22 protein-coding genes and 1 tRNA gene are annotated in these 20,458 nt (G+C 35.0%); 11 read left to right on the forward strand and 12 right to left on the reverse strand.

Annotated elements, in window-relative coordinates:
• A complete protein-coding gene (locus ACFFIS_RS08305) occupies positions 1 to 396 on the reverse strand; it encodes a globin domain-containing protein (protein WP_320378688.1) in 396 nt (131 codons plus the stop codon).
• Between the two features lie 120 nt (positions 397 to 516).
• Positions 517 to 1,089 (reverse strand): CYTH domain-containing protein, encoded by a 573-nt coding sequence (locus ACFFIS_RS08310; protein WP_320378689.1) that lies wholly within the window; start codon positions 1,087 to 1,089, stop codon positions 517 to 519.
• Between the two features lie 148 nt (positions 1,090 to 1,237).
• Between ACFFIS_RS08310 and yjbM the strand changes: the two genes are divergently transcribed.
• The 3 genes from yjbM to ACFFIS_RS08325 all read left to right on the forward strand — a co-directional run bounded on the left by yjbM (position 1,238) and on the right by ACFFIS_RS08325 (position 3,634).
• A complete protein-coding gene (gene yjbM, locus ACFFIS_RS08315) occupies positions 1,238 to 1,843 on the forward strand; it encodes a GTP diphosphokinase (RefSeq protein WP_320378690.1) in 606 nt (201 codons plus the stop codon).
• Positions 1,844 to 1,882: 39 nt separating this feature from the next.
• Complete coding sequence (locus ACFFIS_RS08320; protein WP_390186948.1) at positions 1,883 to 2,686, forward strand: NAD kinase; 804 nt, start codon at positions 1,883 to 1,885, stop codon at positions 2,684 to 2,686.
• Between the two features lie 69 nt (positions 2,687 to 2,755).
• Positions 2,756 to 3,634 (forward strand): RluA family pseudouridine synthase, encoded by an 879-nt coding sequence (locus ACFFIS_RS08325; RefSeq protein WP_390186951.1) that lies wholly within the window; start codon positions 2,756 to 2,758, stop codon positions 3,632 to 3,634.
• On the opposite strand, the gene prpE is transcribed toward ACFFIS_RS08325, so the two are convergent.
• Complete coding sequence (gene prpE, locus ACFFIS_RS08330) at positions 3,618 to 4,373, reverse strand: bis(5'-nucleosyl)-tetraphosphatase PrpE (protein WP_320378693.1); 756 nt, start codon at positions 4,371 to 4,373, stop codon at positions 3,618 to 3,620. The two genes, ACFFIS_RS08325 and prpE, sit on opposite strands and share 17 nt — an antisense overlap.
• 220 nt (positions 4,374 to 4,593) lie before the next feature.
• On the opposite strand from prpE, the gene mgtE reads away from it, so the two are divergent.
• Both mgtE and ACFFIS_RS08340 read left to right on the forward strand, forming a co-directional pair.
• Complete coding sequence (mgtE, locus tag ACFFIS_RS08335) at positions 4,594 to 5,949, forward strand: magnesium transporter (protein ID WP_390186953.1); 1,356 nt, start codon at positions 4,594 to 4,596, stop codon at positions 5,947 to 5,949.
• A gap of 135 nt (positions 5,950 to 6,084) precedes the next feature.
• On the forward strand, positions 6,085 to 6,687 hold the full coding sequence (locus ACFFIS_RS08340) for a CotO family spore coat protein (protein WP_390186954.1): 603 nt from the start codon (positions 6,085 to 6,087) through the stop codon (positions 6,685 to 6,687).
• 67 nt (positions 6,688 to 6,754) lie between these two features.
• On the opposite strand, the gene ACFFIS_RS08345 is transcribed toward ACFFIS_RS08340, so the two are convergent.
• Positions 6,755 to 7,243 carry a CotY/CotZ family spore coat protein gene (locus ACFFIS_RS08345; protein WP_320378695.1) on the reverse strand — a complete coding sequence of 163 codons (489 nt, stop codon included), beginning with the start codon at positions 7,241 to 7,243 and terminating at the stop codon, positions 6,755 to 6,757.
• 355 nt (positions 7,244 to 7,598) lie between these two features.
• Between ACFFIS_RS08345 and ACFFIS_RS08350 the strand changes: the two genes are divergently transcribed.
• The 3 genes from ACFFIS_RS08350 to ACFFIS_RS08360 all read left to right on the forward strand — a co-directional run bounded on the left by ACFFIS_RS08350 (position 7,599) and on the right by ACFFIS_RS08360 (position 8,632).
• Complete coding sequence (locus ACFFIS_RS08350) at positions 7,599 to 7,877, forward strand: hypothetical protein (RefSeq protein ID WP_390186955.1); 279 nt, start codon at positions 7,599 to 7,601, stop codon at positions 7,875 to 7,877.
• 273 nt (positions 7,878 to 8,150) lie between these two features.
• On the forward strand, positions 8,151 to 8,351 hold the full coding sequence (locus tag ACFFIS_RS08355; protein ID WP_320378697.1) for a hypothetical protein: 201 nt from the start codon (positions 8,151 to 8,153) through the stop codon (positions 8,349 to 8,351).
• Positions 8,352 to 8,407: 56 nt separating this feature from the next.
• Positions 8,408 to 8,632, forward strand: a complete 225-nt coding sequence (locus tag ACFFIS_RS08360; RefSeq protein ID WP_320378698.1) for a hypothetical protein — start codon at positions 8,408 to 8,410, stop codon at positions 8,630 to 8,632.
• Positions 8,633 to 8,649: 17 nt separating this feature from the next.
• Here ACFFIS_RS08360 and ACFFIS_RS08365 read toward each other — a convergent pair whose 3' ends face one another.
• The 6 genes from ACFFIS_RS08365 to ACFFIS_RS08390 all read right to left on the reverse strand — a co-directional run bounded on the left by ACFFIS_RS08365 (position 8,650) and on the right by ACFFIS_RS08390 (position 15,102).
• Positions 8,650 to 9,351: a DUF421 domain-containing protein gene (locus ACFFIS_RS08365; protein ID WP_320378699.1), complete on the reverse strand. Its 702-nt coding sequence runs from the start codon at positions 9,349 to 9,351 to the stop codon at positions 8,650 to 8,652.
• Positions 9,352 to 9,459: 108 nt separating this feature from the next.
• Entirely contained in the window at positions 9,460 to 9,888 is a 429-nt protein-coding gene (locus ACFFIS_RS08370) for a GNAT family N-acetyltransferase (RefSeq protein WP_320378700.1), read from the reverse strand.
• Entirely contained in the window at positions 9,885 to 10,403 is a 519-nt protein-coding gene (locus tag ACFFIS_RS08375) for a YjcG family protein (protein ID WP_320378701.1), read from the reverse strand. Before ACFFIS_RS08375 ends, ACFFIS_RS08370 begins: the two co-directional genes overlap by 4 nt.
• Before the next feature lie 177 nt (positions 10,404 to 10,580).
• On the reverse strand, positions 10,581 to 11,309 hold the full coding sequence (locus ACFFIS_RS08380) for an alpha/beta hydrolase (RefSeq protein ID WP_390186958.1): 729 nt from the start codon (positions 11,307 to 11,309) through the stop codon (positions 10,581 to 10,583).
• Between the two features lie 249 nt (positions 11,310 to 11,558).
• A complete protein-coding gene (locus ACFFIS_RS08385; RefSeq protein WP_390186959.1) occupies positions 11,559 to 13,382 on the reverse strand; it encodes an ABC transporter ATP-binding protein in 1,824 nt (607 codons plus the stop codon).
• Positions 13,372 to 15,102 (reverse strand): ABC transporter ATP-binding protein, encoded by a 1,731-nt coding sequence (locus ACFFIS_RS08390; RefSeq protein WP_390186960.1) that lies wholly within the window; start codon positions 15,100 to 15,102, stop codon positions 13,372 to 13,374. The genes ACFFIS_RS08385 and ACFFIS_RS08390 overlap by 11 nt, the downstream gene beginning before the upstream one ends.
• 351 nt (positions 15,103 to 15,453) lie before the next feature.
• Here ACFFIS_RS08390 and ACFFIS_RS08395 point away from each other — a divergent pair, with 351 nt between their 5' ends.
• A complete protein-coding gene (locus tag ACFFIS_RS08395; protein ID WP_390186961.1) occupies positions 15,454 to 17,514 on the forward strand; it encodes a catalase in 2,061 nt (686 codons plus the stop codon).
• A 485-nt stretch (positions 17,515 to 17,999) separates the two neighbouring features.
• Here the strand turns inward: ACFFIS_RS08395 and ACFFIS_RS08400 are convergent, their stop codons facing one another.
• Together ACFFIS_RS08400 and ACFFIS_RS08405 are read right to left on the reverse strand one after the other, a co-directional pair.
• Positions 18,000 to 18,407 (reverse strand): DnaA N-terminal domain-containing protein, encoded by a 408-nt coding sequence (locus ACFFIS_RS08400; protein ID WP_320378702.1) that lies wholly within the window; start codon positions 18,405 to 18,407, stop codon positions 18,000 to 18,002.
• Positions 18,408 to 18,678: 271 nt separating this feature from the next.
• Positions 18,679 to 18,751: transfer RNA gene (locus ACFFIS_RS08405), tRNA-Val, on the reverse strand.
• A gap of 610 nt (positions 18,752 to 19,361) precedes the next feature.
• Between ACFFIS_RS08405 and ACFFIS_RS08410 the strand changes: the two genes are divergently transcribed.
• Complete coding sequence (locus ACFFIS_RS08410; RefSeq protein ID WP_320378703.1) at positions 19,362 to 19,715, forward strand: lmo0954 family membrane protein; 354 nt, start codon at positions 19,362 to 19,364, stop codon at positions 19,713 to 19,715.
• 51 nt (positions 19,716 to 19,766) lie between these two features.
• Positions 19,767 to 20,405: a PspA/IM30 family protein gene (locus ACFFIS_RS08415; protein WP_320378704.1), complete on the forward strand. Its 639-nt coding sequence runs from the start codon at positions 19,767 to 19,769 to the stop codon at positions 20,403 to 20,405.
• Positions 20,406 to 20,458: the final 53 nt, after the last annotated feature.

The following is a 20,458-nucleotide window of genomic DNA, read 5'->3' on the forward strand; positions in this document are numbered from 1 at the left end:
TCATTCTGGTGTATTCATCATATGGTGTGCGGTCATTGTTAACCTTTCAAACATGGCTGTTCGGTATGGTTCATCAATGTTCGTTTCGTCAAGCGCTTTATCCATACACTGTAACCAGGCATCTCTTCTTGTTGGGGTTATTTCAAAAGGCAAATGTCTTCTTCTCATCATCGGATGCCCACGATTTAATGTAAATAGTGCGGGGCCACCAAAGAATTGGGTAAGAAACCAATATTGCTTCTGTTCTGTTTCTGTCAAATCATCTGGGAAAATTGGTATCAAATCTGGATGAGCTCCTACACGTTTATAAAAATGGTGAACAAGTTGTGCGATTGTATCGGCCCCACCAATAGCTTCGAATATAGTCCCTGGATAATTTCTATTTTGCTGTTCCATTATTTACTCCTATCAAATTTATTAAAAGGATTCCTCGTTTGATTTATTAAATAGTTGTCTACATTGTAGCAACGGAAGTGACCTTGGGCAAATTATCTGACTTATTACGAGCAGAAGAGACTAGAATGTTAACGTTTTAAAAAAGCGCATAATCTTATTTGGAGTTTGTTTTTTTGTGATATTATAACGTGTTAAAATTTGCTCAAATGTTTTCATTCCAATCTCATGATAAGATGCTTCTATTTCTAACTCATAATCTTCGTGTCGATTGTAAGTACTATGATCGAGTACAAAAATTAAATCTTCTTCCTTATATTCATATCTTACGGTAGTTAATTTTCCATAGTATATTAGTGAATCTATAGGAATGTTCATTTTATTTAATTCATTTGCTATAGCAGGTTTTGGAATGATATGTCCATCCATCCAACACATGGCTTCTTTTTTTGTTAATGCATCATGTGTTTCCAAAATTCCTTCTGGATGTGGTTGTTTTAAAGTCAGTTGGTATGTACCATTTTTCTCACGAATTCTTAAAGCACTTGCGTGTTGTTTTAATTGAAAATCATTTGTTTCAAAGTAATAATTTATTTGACTTTGACCATTTTTTGGAAAAGGGAGTGTTTGATGTAATACAATGAATTCCTCTTTTGTTAATAAGTTTTTCCACTCACGTTCTATTTCTTGTGCCATGTGATACCTCCACTAGGAAAAAAGGTGCATTCTTTCTGAGTTTTGTTTAATATTGATTATGGCGAATAATAAGGAGATATGCAAAGATTATCCATTGCCGAGGAATATGGTAAAATAAAATTGAAAACAACGAATAGGTGGTGTGTGGATGAATTGGGAAGGAATACTTGCGCCATATAAACAAGTGGTTGAAGAGCTAAAAGTAAAGCTTAAAGGAATGCGTGCACAATTTGAGCATGAATCAAGGCATTCTCCAATTGAATTTATTACCGCACGAGTGAAACCAGTCGAGAGTATTATAGAAAAGGCAGAAAAAAAACAAATACCGTTGAATCGTATACAGGAAATTCAAGATATCGCAGGTGTTCGCGTAGTTTGCCAGTTTGTAGATGACATATATACTGTTGTAAATATGTTAAGGGAACGAAAAGATTTAACAATTATAGAAGAAAAAGATTATGTATCAGAAAAAAAGGCGAGTGGATACCGTTCTTTCCACATGATTATTGAATATCCAGTAGAAACTATTCATGGTATGAAAAAGGTTTTAGCTGAAATACAAATTCGTACATTAGCAATGAATTTTTGGGCAACAAATGAGCACTCATTAAATTATAAATATAAAGGTAGAATACCAGAAGAAATAAAAGCACGTTTAAAAATAGCAGCAGAAGCAGCGTTTCGATTAGACGAAGAGATGTCTAAAATTAGAAAAGAAGTGCAGGAAGCACAACGTATTTTTCATCGAAAGTAATATGCGCGTATGGTTAATAGATAGTGGAGGGGAGAAAAAATGAAGTTTAAAATTGTGTCTAAAGGAGATAAACGCTCAAATAAAATCAAATCCACAATAAAGCAATATTTGACAGACTTTGATTTGGAGTATTGTCGACAAGAGCCAGATCTAGTAATTTCTGTTGGTGGAGATGGGACATTTTTAGAAGCATTTCATCGGTATGTTCATCGTCTAGATCAAACAGCATTTATCGGTGTTCATACAGGACATTTAGGTTTTTATGCAGATTGGTTACCGGATGAAGTAGAAAAACTCATCATAGAAATAGCAAAGACTCCTTATCAAGTTGTCGAATATCCATTATTAGAAGTCATTATTCGTTCTAAACTAGATAAGAATGAAAGTCGCTTTTTAGCATTAAATGAATCAACGATTAAAACATTAGAAGGTTCGGTTGTCATGGATGTGGAAATTAAAGGAGATCACTTTGAAACATTTCGTGGAGACGGCCTCTGTATTTCCACTCCATCTGGTAGTACGGCTTATAATAAAGCATTAGGTGGTGGTATTATACATCCATCATTGCCATCGATACAGTTAACCGAAATGGCCTCCATTAATAATCGGGTATTTCGTACAATTGGCTCACCTTTGATTTTACCTAAACATCATACATGTATGTTAAAACCGATGAATGACCGAAGTTTAATTATTACGATTGATCATTACACGAAAACATATGAAAATGTGAAATCCATTCAATGCCGCGTTGCAAAAGAAAAAATTAGATTTGCTCGTTTTCGACCGTTTCCATTTTGGGATCGTGTTAGAGATTCATTTGTTGCGGAAGGGGACTTTTAAATTTTATTTAAAATGCCGAACGTAAATGATTGAATCAATCATTAGAAAGTATAGTGAAGGTGACTTGAAATGGAATGGATCATAGAAGATAGTGCCAATGGAAAACGAATTGTTGATTATTTACGTGAAGAAAAGTCCTTTTCAAGACGTATTGTGAAAGCAATTAAGTTTGATGGAGGAGAAATTTTTGTGAATGGTTGCCAATGTACAGTTGGAGACAGATTAACTGTAGGAGACACATTAAGTATCACATTTCCTCCAGAAAAGAAGGGGAATTTAAAGGCTTCACCTATCCAATTGAACATCGTATATGAAGATGATGCGGTATTAATTATCGATAAACAGGCAGGTGTCACAACAATACCATCCTTATATCATTCAAATGATTCGATTGCAAATGGCATACTAGCCCATTATGAGAAATACCATATTCCATATACCGTTCACATTGTAACAAGACTTGATCGTGATACATCTGGTTTGCTATTAGTAGCTAAACATCGTTATAGTCATTCCTTATTAGCTGCATCGCAAAAGGCTAGGAAGATAAATCGAACATATACCGCCTTAACAGAAGGAATATTAACAAAGAAAATCGGTACCATTGATGCAAAAATTGGTAGAAAAGCAGATTCTATTATTGAACGAACAGTTTGTCTAGATGGACAACAAGCGATAACACATTATGAAGTGCTAGAAGAGAAAGAACAATTATCCGTTGTGCGAGTAAGCCTGGAAACAGGTAGAACGCATCAAATTAGAGTTCATTTCTCTTGGCTTGGACATCCTTTAATTGGTGATGATTTATATGGAGGATCACAAGCATTGTTGAATAGGCAAGCACTTCATTGTTCACAATTATCATTTATTCATCCATTTACAAATAGAGAAATGGTGTTCCATTCTACTTTACCAAAAGATATGCAACGACTTATTCAGAATCAGTAAATGACCGAAAGTGGTTCTCTTGAAATGGTTGTTGTGATGGGACAGAAACTGTTTGCTTTTCAGGAAAGCGAAAAGCAGTTAATGCGTTACCAAAAACGCAACCTGTATCTATGTTGATTGTATGGTTGATTGTGCGTGGCTTTAATACAGGAGTATGTCCATAAATAATCCAGTCTTCTCCTTGATAATGTTTAGCCCAATCTCTACGTACGGGTCTTCCGGAAATATCAAATTCACCAGTTATATCTCCATAAAGAACGAATGTTTCAGCTTTTTTATCATGGCGTCCAATTAAAGATTCCTTGATTCCAGCATGTGCGATAATTACTTGGAGCTCTGGCAATTGTAGGTATAAGGGGGCGTGTTCATATAGGTGAATAAACTTTTGGGCAATCTTCTCCTGTTCTTTTTTAGGAAGTGCTTTTAGTTCTGCTACCGTTGTTTCAAGCCCATGTTGCTGTTTTACATTGCGCCCAATAAAATAGCGGTACAGCTTGTTGCAATGGTTGCCAGGTACATATTTTGCAACCTTCTGTTTTATGGTCATATGATACACAAGTTCGATGACAAGAAGCGAATGTGGGCCACGATCTGTTAAGTCACCTAGAAAGATAGGAATTCTGTTATCGGGATGGATATAAGTTTTCATATTAGCTTCATAACGATATCCAAGCATTTCAAAAAGAGAACATAATTCATCGTAACATCCATGAATATCGCCTATAACATCAATTTTCATAAAAATCATCCTTATACATAATAGGTTATGTGTATAGTATGACATGTTTGCCAAATTTTAAAAGCGGGATATAAAATCGCTAAAATGACTTACAAAAAATACGACAGTAACTAAAAATAGAAAATTCGTAAAGACGGGATGAGAATAGGTTTTTCTACCAAATTATATGGGAATATGATATAAATGATACATATTGTGAAGAGCGCAGGGAGGCATGAAGATGGAAAATACTCGTGAAGAACATATTATAGAAATTACAACAGCGTTAGATCAAGAGAATATTACAGCATTCCGAGATGGATTTTTAGATATGCACCCCTATGATCAGGCGCTTTATTTTATGGAACGATCGGAAAATAGCAGAATGCGTATATATGCGTATTTGTCACCCACGGAAATCGCTGGCGTAATGGAGCATATTGAGCTGCCGGATATTGAACCATTTTTCACGGAAATGGATCCACGTTTTGCCTCATCTGTTTTAGCAGAAATGGCGACTGATGATGCGGTAGACATATTAAATGAAATGGAAAAAGAAAAAGTAGCCAGCTTTTTAACCATTATGAATAAAGAAGCCGCAAATGAAATTAAGCAATTATTACATTATGAGGAAAAAACCGCTGGGAGTATTATGACGACGGAATTTGTCGCAATTAATAAATCTCAGACTGTAAAAGAGACGATGCAACAGCTTCGTGAAGAAGCACCTGAGGCGGAAACGATTTATTATTTGTATGTAGTTGATGAAGAAAAGCATTTGGTAGGTGTTTTATCATTACGTGATTTGATTGTTGCGGAAGATCATAAGCGAATTGAAGAAATTATGGGAGAAAAAGTTGTCTATGTGTCTGTTGGGAAAGACCAGGAAGAAGTCGCCCAAATGATTCGAGATTATGATTTTCTTGCTTTGCCTGTTGTAGATTTCCAAAAACATTTACTTGGAATTATTACTGTAGACGATATTTTAGATGTAATGGATGAAGAAGCAAGTGATGACTATTCCAAGTTTGCTGCTGTAGCAGACGTAGACCATCATGATGATAATCCATTTATAGCAGCAAAAAAACGTTTGCCTTGGCTTATTATTCTCTTATTTTTAGGGTTATTTACAGCAAGTTTAATTGATCAATTTGAAGAAACAATCTCAAAGGTTGCGCTTCTAGCTGCTTTTATTCCTGTTTTAGCTGGTATGGCTGGGAACACGGGAACACAGGCACTTGCTGTTGCAGTTCGTGGGCTTGCAACAGGTGAATACGGAAAAGGTGGGAAAGTTAAATTAATGTTGAAAGAGGCAGGAACTGGTTTAATAACTGGAACTGTTTGCGGAGTAACCATCTTTCTCGTTATCTTTTTATGGAAAGGGCAATTTTTCCTCGGAGTTTTAGTAGGTGTTACATTAGTAACAACGTTAACCATCGCTACTTTAGCTGGCTCGTTAATCCCAATTGTTATGGATAAATTAAATATTGATCCGGCTGTAGCGTCAGGTCCATTTATTACGACGATAAATGATATTATTTCCGTATTAATTTACTTTGGAATGGCAACTGCCTTTATGAATCTACTGTTGGAATAAGGCAATAAAAATAGCTGGGACAAGGGATAGAACCTTATGTCCTAGCTTTTTTTTATAGAAAAACTAGACTAACACACAAAAGACAAGGGGAGTTCATATACTGTGGTGATGATGAAATGCAAGGGAGAGAAACATATGGGAAAAAAACCATTTGCTCATGAACCGTTAATGTATATTCAGCAACCTCATATTACGATACCGAAAGCCCGTATGCAGCATGATTACATGACATCGAAAGCGGGAGAAAAAAATATCGAGGGAAATATCGAGGAAAATATCGAAGAAAATAAGGGAGAAATATCAACCATTCAGTCTCCAGCACTAAAAAAGATAACGGATCGAAGAAGGGCGCAGCTTGCTAGGTTAGAACGTGATGGCTTGGATCCATTTAAAACCGAGGAGAAAGAAGTTGTTGGAGAAGACGAAGAAAAGCAGGAAAAAACAGACTCAAAAGATGACATCAATAAAACAACAGACAATCAGGAAAATACGAAACAAGTTGCATTTAAAGATATGTCATTACATGAAAAGTTGGTATATTTGGCAAAGGATTCGCTTTATTTGCCAAAGTTACGTTGTGAAATCAAAACGATAAATAAAAGAACGATTCGGGGTATTATATCAGCATATCAAGATAACGTTATACAAGTCCATGAAGGCAGGAAAAAGCAGACACTACATGCGGACGAAGTGGAGGATATTCGTTTGCTTGGATTGCGAAGTATTAAAAGACATTAAAAAATATGTAAAAGAAAGGGGAAGGTGGTGGTTCCCCTTTCCTAAATTGTCACATTATTATACGTTATTAGTTATTAAACAATGATACTGCTGGTAAGCACGTCACATGACAGAAGCAATTTAGGTCAACTGTGATACAAATTCCTGTAGCGCGAAGATTTTTCGTCTTTTGACAACATGGACTTTCAAAATTACATTCATCATGATCATGTTTGGAGATAACTAATTCTAATACGGCACAGTGGTCGTTTAACATCTTTTTTGGGCGGAAAATAAAGCTAGATCTCATTTTACCAATATCATCTAAATCTTGACCATTTACAGGTAAGGCGCCATATCCTTGGAACGGCTTGCAACTATCTTTACAGTACAAAATAATTGGGACTGTATCTAATCCAGTAGCAGGTTCATTCTCTCCTAGTAAATCATTTATTGATTGTTCACAACTCGTTGTACAACAAGTTTCTACAATGTCATTTTGTGCATCAATTATTTCCTCTATAACACCAACTACACAATTTTCTCTATGAACTCCCTTTTCACATCCACAACCCATGAATGAATTCTCCTTTCTGTATTTAATACCTTATTCTCTACTAGAATATGTCCTTTAGGGTATATGGTGTGGGCAGGCGTTGAAAAATTACACGTTTATCTTTTTGTTAACCATTAAAGTTTATTACATTTTAATTAGATAGTTATTTGTGGTATTCTATAGCACTTATGATTCCATTTCAATTTAGATGACATTTTCATTTCATGTTTTTAGATTCCGCCACTGATTCGTAACTTGAAAGCGTATAATATGTTTACCTAAAAAGAGCCAGCAAAATTAGGGCATTTGTCCATACCTAAATTAGGGATAGAACATAGACTAATATGGATTCAAAGTGAGAAGGAGTGATAATTGTATGTCAAAAGGGCAGAAAAAAGTGTTACATGTTGATAATCTCATTATTAAGGCAGACCATGTAGAAGTTGTTCGTGAACATCCGCAACGACGAGAACATCAACAAATGAGGTTGCGGGATGCTCGGGAAGACGGCGAAACAAGGATGGGTATGCCGTTATTCGGAAGACGACCGTTACAAAGAGAAGAAATCTCCGATGGTAAAGTTGCACATACAGAAGAGGATAACCATGATGAAGATGGAGATAACAAAGATTACCGACCATTTTCTTGGATATAAATAAAAGGGGGATGCAGCTATGCGTAAGTAGCTGCCATTTTTTTTATCACAGATTAACTGGATATAAGACTCGTACTAAAAATACGAGGGGGAATTGATAGAAAGATAAAGGGATCAATTGCAGTAATAGCCCGATTCGATTAGCTAACAATGAGCGAAGTGAGACAATCCCAATGAATTGAAGTTTTGCTTCATCCATTTAAGTGTAGGTGAGCTTAGTTGGTTCATTATAAACGAATGGATTGAAAGTTATTGGATAGGAGTGTAAGGATAATGCCACAGAAAAACACGTTAAAGAGGCAATTGGATATTATTGCAAAGCATTTAGAAAAAAATGAATCGCTCTTTCAAAAACCCGAGGAAAAGTTGTATGAATTTGAGAATGAATTGGCGTCATGGAATGAAGAGTTTCTAAAGAGTATGAGTGAAGTAGAAAAAGTGATGGATAAGTTAATTAAAAAGATGGAAAATTAATAATAATATAGTTTATAATGAAATCAAAAGGTTAAAGACAAACGGGAGTGGATCTGATGGGGTATATTTTACCAGTGAATCATATACAGTACGCTGATTATCAAGTAAGGGAAATAAAGAAAGCACGAAAGACGATGTTTATCGAAAGACCATTTAAAATAATAGCTGCAGCGCAATATGAAAAATGGAATAAAAATACACCTGAATATTCACTTTATAATCGTATGTTAACTACCGAGCAAAAAATAAACAAAGGGATATATATTGATAAAAAAATATAACCGGGTGATATGCCCGGTTAATCTATTTCCCTTTCAGTTTTATTCGTGTAAGGGTGGACGACCAGTGTTTCTCCTTCTGTATATTCGGCATATAAGACTTCTTCAACATCTTCAAATCCTTGAACTTTTAATTCACCATCAAGCCATTTTCTTGTCAATTTTGCTTCCTTTAGGTTATCTTCAATAATTTCACCGTCAGATATAAGCGTTGTAGGTAAGTAAACAGGGGAAGGTTTAATATTTAAATCACTCTTCGTAGTCGGTTGAAAAGGTGATTTCTTTAATACGGATAACTCTCCGTTTGTTTCAAATACGGCATATTCTACTTCCTTAACGGAAAAGACATCTTTTAGACGTAGCAATTGATTTAATTCATCAATATCAAGTTTATTCTTTTTAAGTACTTCATAAATAATATTTCCTTTATGAATGACTAAAGCTGGCTTGCCTTCTAATATATAACGAGATCGTTTCTTTTTTTGTGCAATCAGTTCTACTAAATAAAGTAAACCACCCCAAAGAATAATGATGAAGCCTATTTCGGTGACACCAACATTTTTATCAAATAAAGCATTCCCGACGAGCTCACCCAAAACTACTGCTGCAATAAAATCAAACGCTGTTAATTGGGAAATTTGAGTCTTACCAAGTAATCTCGTCAATATAAATAAAGCAATAAAGCTAAAAATTGTATCTATGAACATAAATAAATATTTCACATAGAACACCATCCTTGCCTAAGCTATTGCTTATGCTTACCAAGATAAAGGTATTCATGTATGGAAAAAACCACCAGATAGTGCAATATGCATACTGATGGTTATGATTTAATTATTTATTGTTTTTGTCATCGTAACATGTGGAATCCCTGCATCCATAAATTCTTCTGAAATGACTTGATAGCCAAGTTGTTCATAAAAAGAGATAGCATGTACTTGTGCATTTAATTTCGCAAGTGTAACTCCTTGTTTCATTATTTCTTCTTCCATTTTTTGAATCATTTGTTTCCCAAATGATTTACCGCGTTTTGTTTGTAGTACACAAATACGTTCTAGTTTTCCATAATGATCAACAAATCTTAGCCGACTTGCTGCAATTGGATTTTTATTCTCATACCCAATAAAATGAATGGCGGTTTGATCAAATGTATCTAGTTCTATATCCTTAGGCACATGCTGTTCTTCAACGAAAACGGTCATTCGGACATGAAAAGCATCATTTTTTTCTTGTTCTGTTCTTGCAATTTTAATTATCATAGTTTTTCATTACCAAAAACAAATGACTCATGTACTGTCCATGAACCGTTGCCTAATTGATAGAGCAGTTGGAAACGATCTACCGTATCTGATAAATTAAATTTTTCCATTCGAAGACTGCCATAAATATCTGAGAACTCGTCATCTTTTAAGTCCTGGCCAATTGTAATGTGAGGGACAAAAGGATGTTCACTATCTTTTGGAAATTTACCTGAGTGTAACTTTTCATATAACAATGTTAGTTCATCGATTGGGTTCACTTTTAAATATATCGTATTAGATAAGGGGACAAAGGAACTTACCTTTTCTATGTTGATAGAAAAAGGCTTTAATTCATTGGCAATTTTTTTTAATTCTGGAACAAGCTCGTCAATTACTGCTTCATCCGCCTGGAATGCTGCTTTCAACGTGAGGTGAGGTGGGATTAGCTTGTAACGGCTATCATATCGTTTTCGATATGAATTTGCTAAATCTTGGATTTCTCTACTTGGAAAAATTGCGATACCATAATTCATCGAATATTACCTCCTAATTAATGATAAGTTTTGGGCTTTAAATGAAGTTGAAGGATGTTCATCATTCGAGGAAAGAATATAAACATCCATTTTCAGTTTGTAAATTTATCCTTTATTATAACAAAGATTACAAATTATTTTATAGCAAATGTGAAAGTTTTATAAAAAATATAATAATTAATTGCTAAACATTGTCGTTAGAGCGGTTATCATATCATTTTGCCAATATTTCCACGTGTGTAATCCATCTTCAAATTCTTTATATGTATATGTCGTTTCTTTTTCAGCAAGTAAAGATTGTAATTTTCGGTTTGGCGTTAAAAAGTCTGCTTGATCTTCTTCCAAAGTTTTTACTGCAGTTTCAGCTGTTCCGATTGTATGATAAATATCAATGGATTGAAGATTTGTAGCATTCTTAACTGCATTTAGAACGGTTTCGTTTACATATGGTGACTGCATAATCACTTTTCCAAATGTATGTGGATATTGAATGGCAGTCATCAGAGCAAGTGTACCTGCTAAAGAATCTCCCATTAAGGCGCGTGATTGTCCCATATGATATGAAGGAAGTAATGTATCAAGTAGCGGGACTACTTCCTGAACAAGAAACTTCATGTATGCTTCATTTTGTTTACCGTTAGGGTGGTATTTATTCCAACGGTCTTGTCGATTTTGATAATGGATCCCTACAAATACTGTATTTTCAATTTCCACCTTTTCATGGAGGCGATCACTAAATGTAGCAACACGCCCTAATTGAAAATAATCATTACCATCTTGCATGATACATATGTGGTATTTATAGAGCTCCGAAAAAGACTCCGGCTCATAGATTCGTAATGTAATTTTCTCGTTTAAATAGCGACTTTGTATGTCGTGATCAATTGTTTTTCCTTTTCTCGCCATCTTTACACCCCTCATTTACTTTATATGGATAGCGTACCATTTCTACATTCCAAAGTGAAGGAAGTTTCAATGTAAAGCATGCTGTTAATAAGTCTTAACGTCCAAATTTAATCGGCCTTTTTTATTTTGAGTATATCAAAAAAAATGTGATTTCACGTGCTACATGATGAACAGATCATGCAAATGAAATGAAAAGAATGGGTCAACCCCAAATCAGGGGTCTGACCCCAATAAACACTACACATCGTATTATTTCGTAGCGTTCAATTGTTCTTGATAAAGATTATAATATTGTCCTTTTGCACGCAGTAATTGTTCGTGGTTACCTTGTTCTTGAATTTCCCCGTTTTTTAATAAAATAATTTTATTTGCCTTTTGAATCGTGTTAAGTCGGTGTGCAATAATAAAACTAGTTCTACCTTTCATGAGTTGCTCAAGTGCTTCTTGTATTTTCACTTCGGTAATCGTGTCGATATTACTTGTTGCTTCATCTAATATGAGAATGGATGGTTTAGCAATAAATGCACGTGCAATTGCAAGTAATTGTTTTTGTCCTTGGCTAATACCACTGCCAGATTGATCTAACACCGTGTCATATCCATTTGGTAATTCCATAATAAAGTCATGTGCATTTGCATTTTTTGCTGCTATTAAAACTTCATCATCTGTTGCATCCAGTTTGCCGTAACGAATATTTTCCCGAATTGTATCATGAAATAAAAAAGAGTCTTGTAAAACAAATGCCATATGGGAGCGTAAACTTCCACGTTTCCATTTCCTTAAATCAATTCCATCAAGTAGGATTTCTCCGTCATTATAATTATAAAAACGGGAAATTAAATTAATAATGGTTGTTTTACCTGCACCAGTATGTCCAACGAAGGCAACAGACTCTCCAGCATCTACAGTAAAATCGATGTTTTTCAGTATGAGCTCATTTTCATATGCAAATGACACATGATGAAATTCAAACTTCCCATTCGTGTTTGGTATATCTACTGCTTCCTTTTCGTCTGTTTCTTCCTGTTCTTCATCTAATACGGCAAAAACACGCTCTGCTCCTGCCACGGCTGATAATAAAATATTAAATTGGTTCGATAATTCATTTAGTGGACGTGTAAATTGTCGCGAATACTCTGCAAAAATGACGATTATCCCGACGGTTACTAATCCGTCGCTATATATAACGAGTAATCCACCAACAAGGGCAATTAGTCCGAAACTAAGGAAGTTTAACATGTTCATTACTTTCGGTATAAATCCAGATATCGTCATGGCCCAGAAACCCGATAGTTTTAAATGATCATTACGAACATCAAATTCTCCTATTACACGTTCTTCTTGGGAAAAAGTCTTGACGACATGTTGCCCAGAAACAATTTCCTCGACATATCCATTTAACTCACCTAAATCTTGTTGTTGTAACTTGTATAAAGGACCAGTTCTTTTTGTAATCCAACGCATCGCAATATACATGATAGGGATAATGGACATGGTAACGATTGTAAGTAAAGGGCTTAAATATAACATGACTGCAACAGTACCAACTAAAGTAAGTACACTTGAAAAAATTTGGATAACTGATTGATTTAGCGTGTTATTAACATTATCAATATCATTTGTTACACGACTCATCAATTCTCCGTGCTGCCTTTTATCAAAATAGGAAATAGGCAGTTGGTGAAACTGATGAAATAATTGTTCACGCAGCGTATATACAGTGTTTTGGGCGATGCCAACCATCCAATAGTTTTGTAGAAAAATGGCTAATGAGTTAAAAAGAAAAATAATAATAAGCCAAATGAGTAGCATACCAAGCCCAGAACTTTCCTTTGTTATAATGTAATGATCAATTGCCATTCCAATCATAAATGGACCCATTAATCCAAGTACAGTACTGATGAGGACCATTAGAATCACAAGTGATAACTTTCCTTTTTCTTTCGCTAAATATGCCCATATACGTTTTATCGTTCCTGTTGTATTTTTAGCACGTTTCTTTTTTTGTAATGAAACATCATCTAAGGCTATCTTTTTGTATTGAAAAGGACGTTTTAGTTCATCAAGTAGCATGTGAATACTCCTTTCCAAATTGAGAAACTACAATTTTTTTATATAGTTCTGAGCTTTGTAATAACTCCGCATGAGTACCAATTGCAAGTAATTTGCCGCGTTCTAACAATAAAATACGATCACTGTTCATTGCAGTAGATATTTTTTGTGTAATGATTAATGTCGTTGTTTCATATTTAGCCATCGCTTGGAGTAGTCTTGCTTCAGTAGTCAAATCCAATGCACTTGTGCTGTCATCAAGCATTAAAATCTTTGGATGTCGAATGAGTGCCCGTGCTATCGAGAGTCTTTGCTTTTGACCACCGGAAAGGTTGACGCCGCGTTGCCCAATTTTTGTTTCATATTGGTCAGGTAATCCGACAATTGTCTCGTGAATTTGCGCATCTTTTGCTGCTTGCACAATTTCATTCATTGAGGCATTGTTCTTCCCCCAAGCGATATTATCGGCGATACTTCCGCTAAATAGTAGCGGACTTTGTGGGACATAACCAATACTCTTTCGTAAAGCATCTAGTTTATATTGTGTAATAGGGCGATCATCAATTGTAATTTTGCCATCTGACGTATCATAAAGCCGAGGTATTAACTGAAACAAGGAAGTCTTTCCTGAACCAGTTGCACCAATAATTGCTAGTTTTTCTTTCGGTTTGATTGAAAAGGTTACATTACGGAGAATAACTTCTTCTGAACCTGGATAGGTAAATGTAACATGTTGAAAATCAACCTTACCTTGTTTAATAGTAGACATATCATTTGCATCTTCTCGATCAATTAAATCTACTTCTGCAACCAATACTTCATTTAATCGGTCTGCCGATGCTTTTGCACGAGAAAACGCCATAATGATAAAGGTAAACATGGAAATTGCCATTGCTACACGCATCGCATAGTTTACAATTGCTACAACATCTCCGACTTCAGTCGTACCTGCAATAGATTGCATATTTCCAAACCATAAAATAAAAATTAAACTTAAATTCATGACGAAAAGTAATATAGGCATGGAGGATTCAACAAATCGAAACGTAAATCTTGTTACATCTGCCAAATCTTTATTTGTTTGATGGAAACGAGACTTTTCATGTTTCCTTCTCATAAACGCTTTAATTAAACGCATACCCGCCAAGTTTTCTTGCATGACCCGGTTTACATTATCAACTTTTTGTTGCAGTAAATTAAATAATTTGGATGCTTTTTTTAATACCCATAAAATAAAGCCAACTAGTAGCGGGACTGTAATGAGAAAAATAAGGGCAAGTCGTGCATTTACAACAAACGCCATGATCACCCCACCTAGTACAAGCAATGGAGCGCGTGACATAATTCTTAAAGCCATGAAAACAGTATTTTGAATTTGTCGAACATCATTTGTAAATCGAGTGACAAGGCCAGATGTAGGGTATTCATTTAAGTTTGCAAATGAAAAAGCTTGCACCTTGGCAAACAGTTTTTTGCGAATATCATAGGAAAATCCCAGACTTGTGTGAGAGGCATAAAATGAGTTCACGATACCGCATATAAAAGAAACAAATGCCAACCCAATCATAATACTTCCCCACATGATAATGTTATTTAGGTCTTCATGCATTACACCAGAATCTATCATTTTACCGAGAAAGAATGGGAGCAAGAGTTCAATAACTAGTTCAGTAAGCATTAAACAATAGGCGATGATGATCGAAATTTTATAAGGTTTTAAAAAGGATAAAATGTTTTTCACAGATGACCTCCATATACGATTTCTATTTAACATTAATAATAAGTATAATAGAAAATATTCTGCAAATCCATGTTTTTATTTCGGGAGTGGAAATATATATAGCTTATGTATATTTCTTTTTACTTTTCGGGAGTAAAAGCACAGCTCGTTCAACTGATCATCAGAAGGGACTGTCGTATAAAAATGAACCTTTTGATATTTTCAGGTAACACAACCATACTGCAACTTCCTAATTTAAGAAGAATTGATGACAAAACACACATAAATAGAACGAAAACTGTTATAAGTCCAGATTAAATGCATAGGTATATAAATGGAATAAAAAATAATACCTTGGGATGGGTGATTACATTGGATAAGAAGTCATCAAGAAACCAAAAGCCTACTGGCCAGAATTTGAAACAAGCGCAACTTGACCAATTCCGTGTACAAAACAAAGGAAAACCAATGACGACACAGGAAGGGAAAAAGATTTCACAAGACCAGGATCAATTAAAAGCTGGCATTCGCGGTCCTACGTTACGCCAAGACTATGAGTTTTTTGAAAAAATGTCCCACTTTAATCATGAAGAAATACCAGAAAGGGTCGTTCACGCTCGGGGTTACAGTGCCCATGGAGAATTTGAATGTTATCAATCGATGCGGCAAGTAACGAAGGCAGGATTTTTACAAGAACCTGGTAAAAGGACACCTGTAACTGTTCGCTTTTCTACTGTTCAAGGTCCTAAAGGTTCCTATGATACTGCAAGAGATTTACGTTGTAAGGGTGTCAAGTTGTTTACAGAAGAAGGTAATTACGATTTAACAACGATTGCGATGCCTGTTTTAATTAATCAAGATGCGATGAAATTCCCCGATGCAATGCACGCGTACCAATCAAAACAAAGTGATGATATACCAACAGCGTCTGGTGCACATGATCGGTTCTGGGACTATGTAGCCAATAATCCAGAATCTCTTCATATGGTACAGTGGATAATGTCTGATCGAGGCATTATAAGAAGTTATCGGATGATGGAATCATGGTCCATTAATACGTATCTATTTGTTAACGAAAAAGGTGTAGCAACCTTTGTTAGATTTGTATGGAAACCGCTTTTAGGTGTCCATTCGTTACTTCAGGATGAAGCACTAAAGATTGGGGGACTTGATCCAGACTTTCACAGGAGAGATTTGCGAGAAGCGATTGAAAAAGGTGCTTACCCTGAGTATGAACTAGGGGTGCAGTTAATTTCGATGGAGGATGAATTTAAATACGACTTCGATGTGCTTGACCCATCAAAGTTTTGGCCTGAAGAACTTATACCGGTTCAAATTATTGGTAAGTTAACACTAAATAAAAATATTAAAAATTACTTTACAGAATCAGAACAAGTTGCATTTAACCCTGCGAATGTCGTCCCTGGGATTGACTTTTCCAATGACCCTGTACTACAAGGAAGATTAATGGCATATCGGGATACACAACAACATCGACTTGGTAGTGCTAATTATGTAGAATTACCAATTAATCGACCACTCTGTCCATTTCATAATAATCAGCGACGAGGCTATATGAGGCAGCGTATTGATGTAGATAACGTAAACTATCATGAAAATTCTCTAGCAAATAACACCCCATTCACAACACCTCCAGAAGAAGGCGGCTATGCATCTTATCCAAAAAAGGTCGAAGGACACGTTATACGTGCGAGAAGTGATTCGTTTAAAGATTACTTTTCTCAACCAAGAATATTCTGGAATAGTATGACACCTATAGAAAGGCAACATACAATTGAAGGATTTAGCTATCAACTTGGAAAAGTAAAAAGTGAGTCTGTTCGTCAGCAAAATGTTAATTTACTAGTTAAAGTAGATAAGGAACTGGCATGTATTGTGGCAGACAATATCGGTGTAGCCCGACCAACAGGTAGCCATGTACCTGTTTCTACAAGCTACCCTTCCCTTAGTCAGTATCATACGCCTAAATATGCATATTCATTAAAGGTAGGTGTACTGATTAGCAATGGGTTTAACGGAAATGAGGTTACGAATCTACTCAATTTACTACAAGAATATGGTGTATTTTTTGTAATCATAAGTGAAACACTTGGTACGGTTACAGGTGATAACGGTGTTAATTTAAAAGTTGATGCAACATTTCTCACATCAAGCCCTTATTTACTTGATACTCTTTATGTTGTCGGAGGGAGTCCTAAAAATGAGGCGAAATTTAAGACTGACATAAGCAAATATATTAGAGTAGCATATGAACATTATAAACCAATAGGTGTTGCAACAACAGGAGAGCCGTATATGCAAACATTGGGCATCGGCACTTCACCAGGAGTAATTTATACCAAAAACAATGCTAACTTTGGAAATGAGTTTGTTTCTGCAATCGCACAGCAACGGTTTTGGGATAGGAAATAAGCGGAGAGGGAGGGGGCGAAAAGTTTAGTCAAAGCCTAATTTCCCTCATCCGCTTTCCAAATAAAAAGAGCCTGCATCTTCTTAGATTAAGGGGTTACGGGCTCTTTTAGTTAATCATTCCGATGTTAGTATAAAAATGGACATAGTAAATTGAAAAAACTAGTTGATAATATTTATAACACTTTATTAATTAGCAGTGTCCTAACATGAAAAGAGGAAGTGGCGATTGTGAATGTAAACTTGATGCAGTACGCATAGTGACGGCTGGAAAGCGGATGCTGATGTAGCTCGTGAGTTAAATATTTCAAAACACACTTTACACAATCGGGTAAAAAATTCAAGGAGAATAAGTACAAAACAAGAGAAGAAGCAAGAAGGAGCAATGAAATGAAAAATAAGACCATGATACATCTTAAAAGTCGTATACATGGTCTTTTCTATTTATATTACTAGAATTATTATGCTAAAGAATTAACCGAAGTATGCTACTCCGTTTCAAAAATTACTCTATATTTAATACCTGTTACTTCCTCTACAGTAGCCTCAATAAATTCCTGATATTGATCCACTAGAAAATAACGTTGAAATTCATTTTTACAAAAAACTATCAATGTATCTTCATTAATTATCCCATTTGTATGTACAAACCATGTATTATATTGGGGAACAGAAACCTTGATAGATATTAAATCTAAAATTTGTACCCAAATATCGTCATACGACCTTTTATTAGCAGAAGGATGATTTAGTAGTATATTATCAAATTCTTGTCTTGATAATGACGAATATTTTAGTAAGATTGTTGCCTCATTAAGATTACCATTATCTAATGCAGACTTAATACGTTCCTTATCAATAATTTTATAAATATCTTCACTAACAATTTTATTCATTTGGTATCACCTCTTCAGTCTATAATTTATAGCGAAATCAGGTTAATGTAAAATGGAGTAATGAATTTGCTATGTAATTTTTCTGTATGAAACATTATGAAGGGGGGGTGATCTGACACCACTAAGAAACAATAGGCCACACTAAAAAAAAAGAAATACTGTGTTTTAGGAGTTCGGCATCAACATATCGGCAATGTGAATGAAAAAATAAAATGGTATAGCGACTTCTAATAAAAAGCTAGAAGTCGCTATACTACAAGGTTTTAGTTAGTGATTCCGATTGGGCTCGAACCAACGACCTCTACCCTGTCAAGGTAGCGCTCTCCCAGCTGAGCTACGGAATCATATGTATTATTTTATTCAACAAATTATATTATAAATCGGATTTTCATATAAGTCAATTACTTTTGTTGAATATTGCAGCATGGCTCACCTTTTTATACATTTTTTTTGGTGTTTGACAAACACTGTTTGTAAAGGAGGTCATACAGATGAGTAAAGATAAAAAGAAGAAAAACAAAAGTAAAAAGGAATTAAATGAAATGAAAGGTGGAAAAGAAAGGCACCGTAGAAACAGATCATAAAGAGCCAAGAATTTTTTTTCTAGATTTTATAACAGGAACTTAAAAAAAGATGTTGTTACACGTAAGGTGTCATGAACTACTACTTAAAAAGAGGTGGGCATGACATCTTTTCTTATGCAATTTTTTATTTCATGTTGAATGGACATTATGAGTGAGTAACAAGCTTTATGTTTGATTGCTTTTATAAAAATACGCTAGGTGCTCTATATAATATAAAAACCCTATGCTGTTTCACAAACCTTAACAATTCTTGTGAAACAGCTAACAATACTAAGTCTCAAGACCTATATGAAAATACTTCCTAGGCTCGTTACCTCATTTTATTATAGCTAGTACAATAAATGTAAGATCAAGAAAGGAGGCATTTTATATGAAGAAATTCATGCTATTTATTGCAGGATTAATTGCGTTAATGATTTTGTTTATTAATCTTGGTCCAATGGTTTTATTGGGAGTTAGCATTTGGTTACTTTATGTTATTTTCAAGCAATTTATAAAAAGTACATCTACTATAGGCAAAGTAGGATGGATCATTGCCGGATTAATCGTACTTGGTATTGCCCTATCTAATATTTATTCAGTTATTGGTATTGCAGCCGCGTTTGGATTGTACTGGATTTATAAGCACTGGGGAAAATCAGATGACCCAGTTGTGACAATCATTGATAAGGATGATGACCCATTTAAAAATTTTGAGCGCCAATGGGCGGATATGAACCATTAATTATGTTCTATTAAACATAGGGTGTAATCCCGAAAAAGGAGAGAATATAAAATGACAAATATTTTTAAACGTATTAAGGATTCAGTTTCAGCTGATTTACACAATTTGATGGATCAAAAGGAGCAAAATAATCCAATAGCATCCTTAAATCAGTATTTACGACAAAGTGAGCGAGAAACAGAAAAAGTAAGACAACTCGTTGCGCGACAATATCGTTTGAAAGATGAGTTTACAAAGGAATATCATCAAGCACAGGATTTAGCAGATAAGCGATTGAAACAAGCTGCCATTGCTGAAAAAGCTGAAGAAATACAGATGTATGAATTTGCAATGAAGGAGTATGAAGAATATCAAACTCGTGCAGAGCGTATGAAAAAAGCTCGTGAAGAATCCATAGAACAATTAGAGATATTAGAACAAAAATACGAGGAAATGAAACATAAATTAAAAGATATGCGTTTACGCCGTATGGAATTAATGGGAAGAGAAAATGTTGCCCATGCGAGCCATCAAATGAATCGGATTATGGAAAATATATCTGATAAACCATTTTCTAAATTTGCTGAGATGGAACGTTACATTGAGGGATTGGAATACAAGGTGAATAGTGCATATTATCGTAGTACATTTGATAGTAAAATCTCAAAATTAGAGAAGGAAATGCAAAAACGTAGTGAAAATAGAGCATGACATTTATTTCTTACATGCAGGAAAAAGAACAATCATGTTATACTGAACAGGCG

The sequence above is a fragment of the Paracerasibacillus soli genome (assembly GCF_042432965.1).
Lineage (GTDB): Bacteria > Bacillota > Bacilli > Bacillales > Amphibacillaceae > Paracerasibacillus > Paracerasibacillus soli.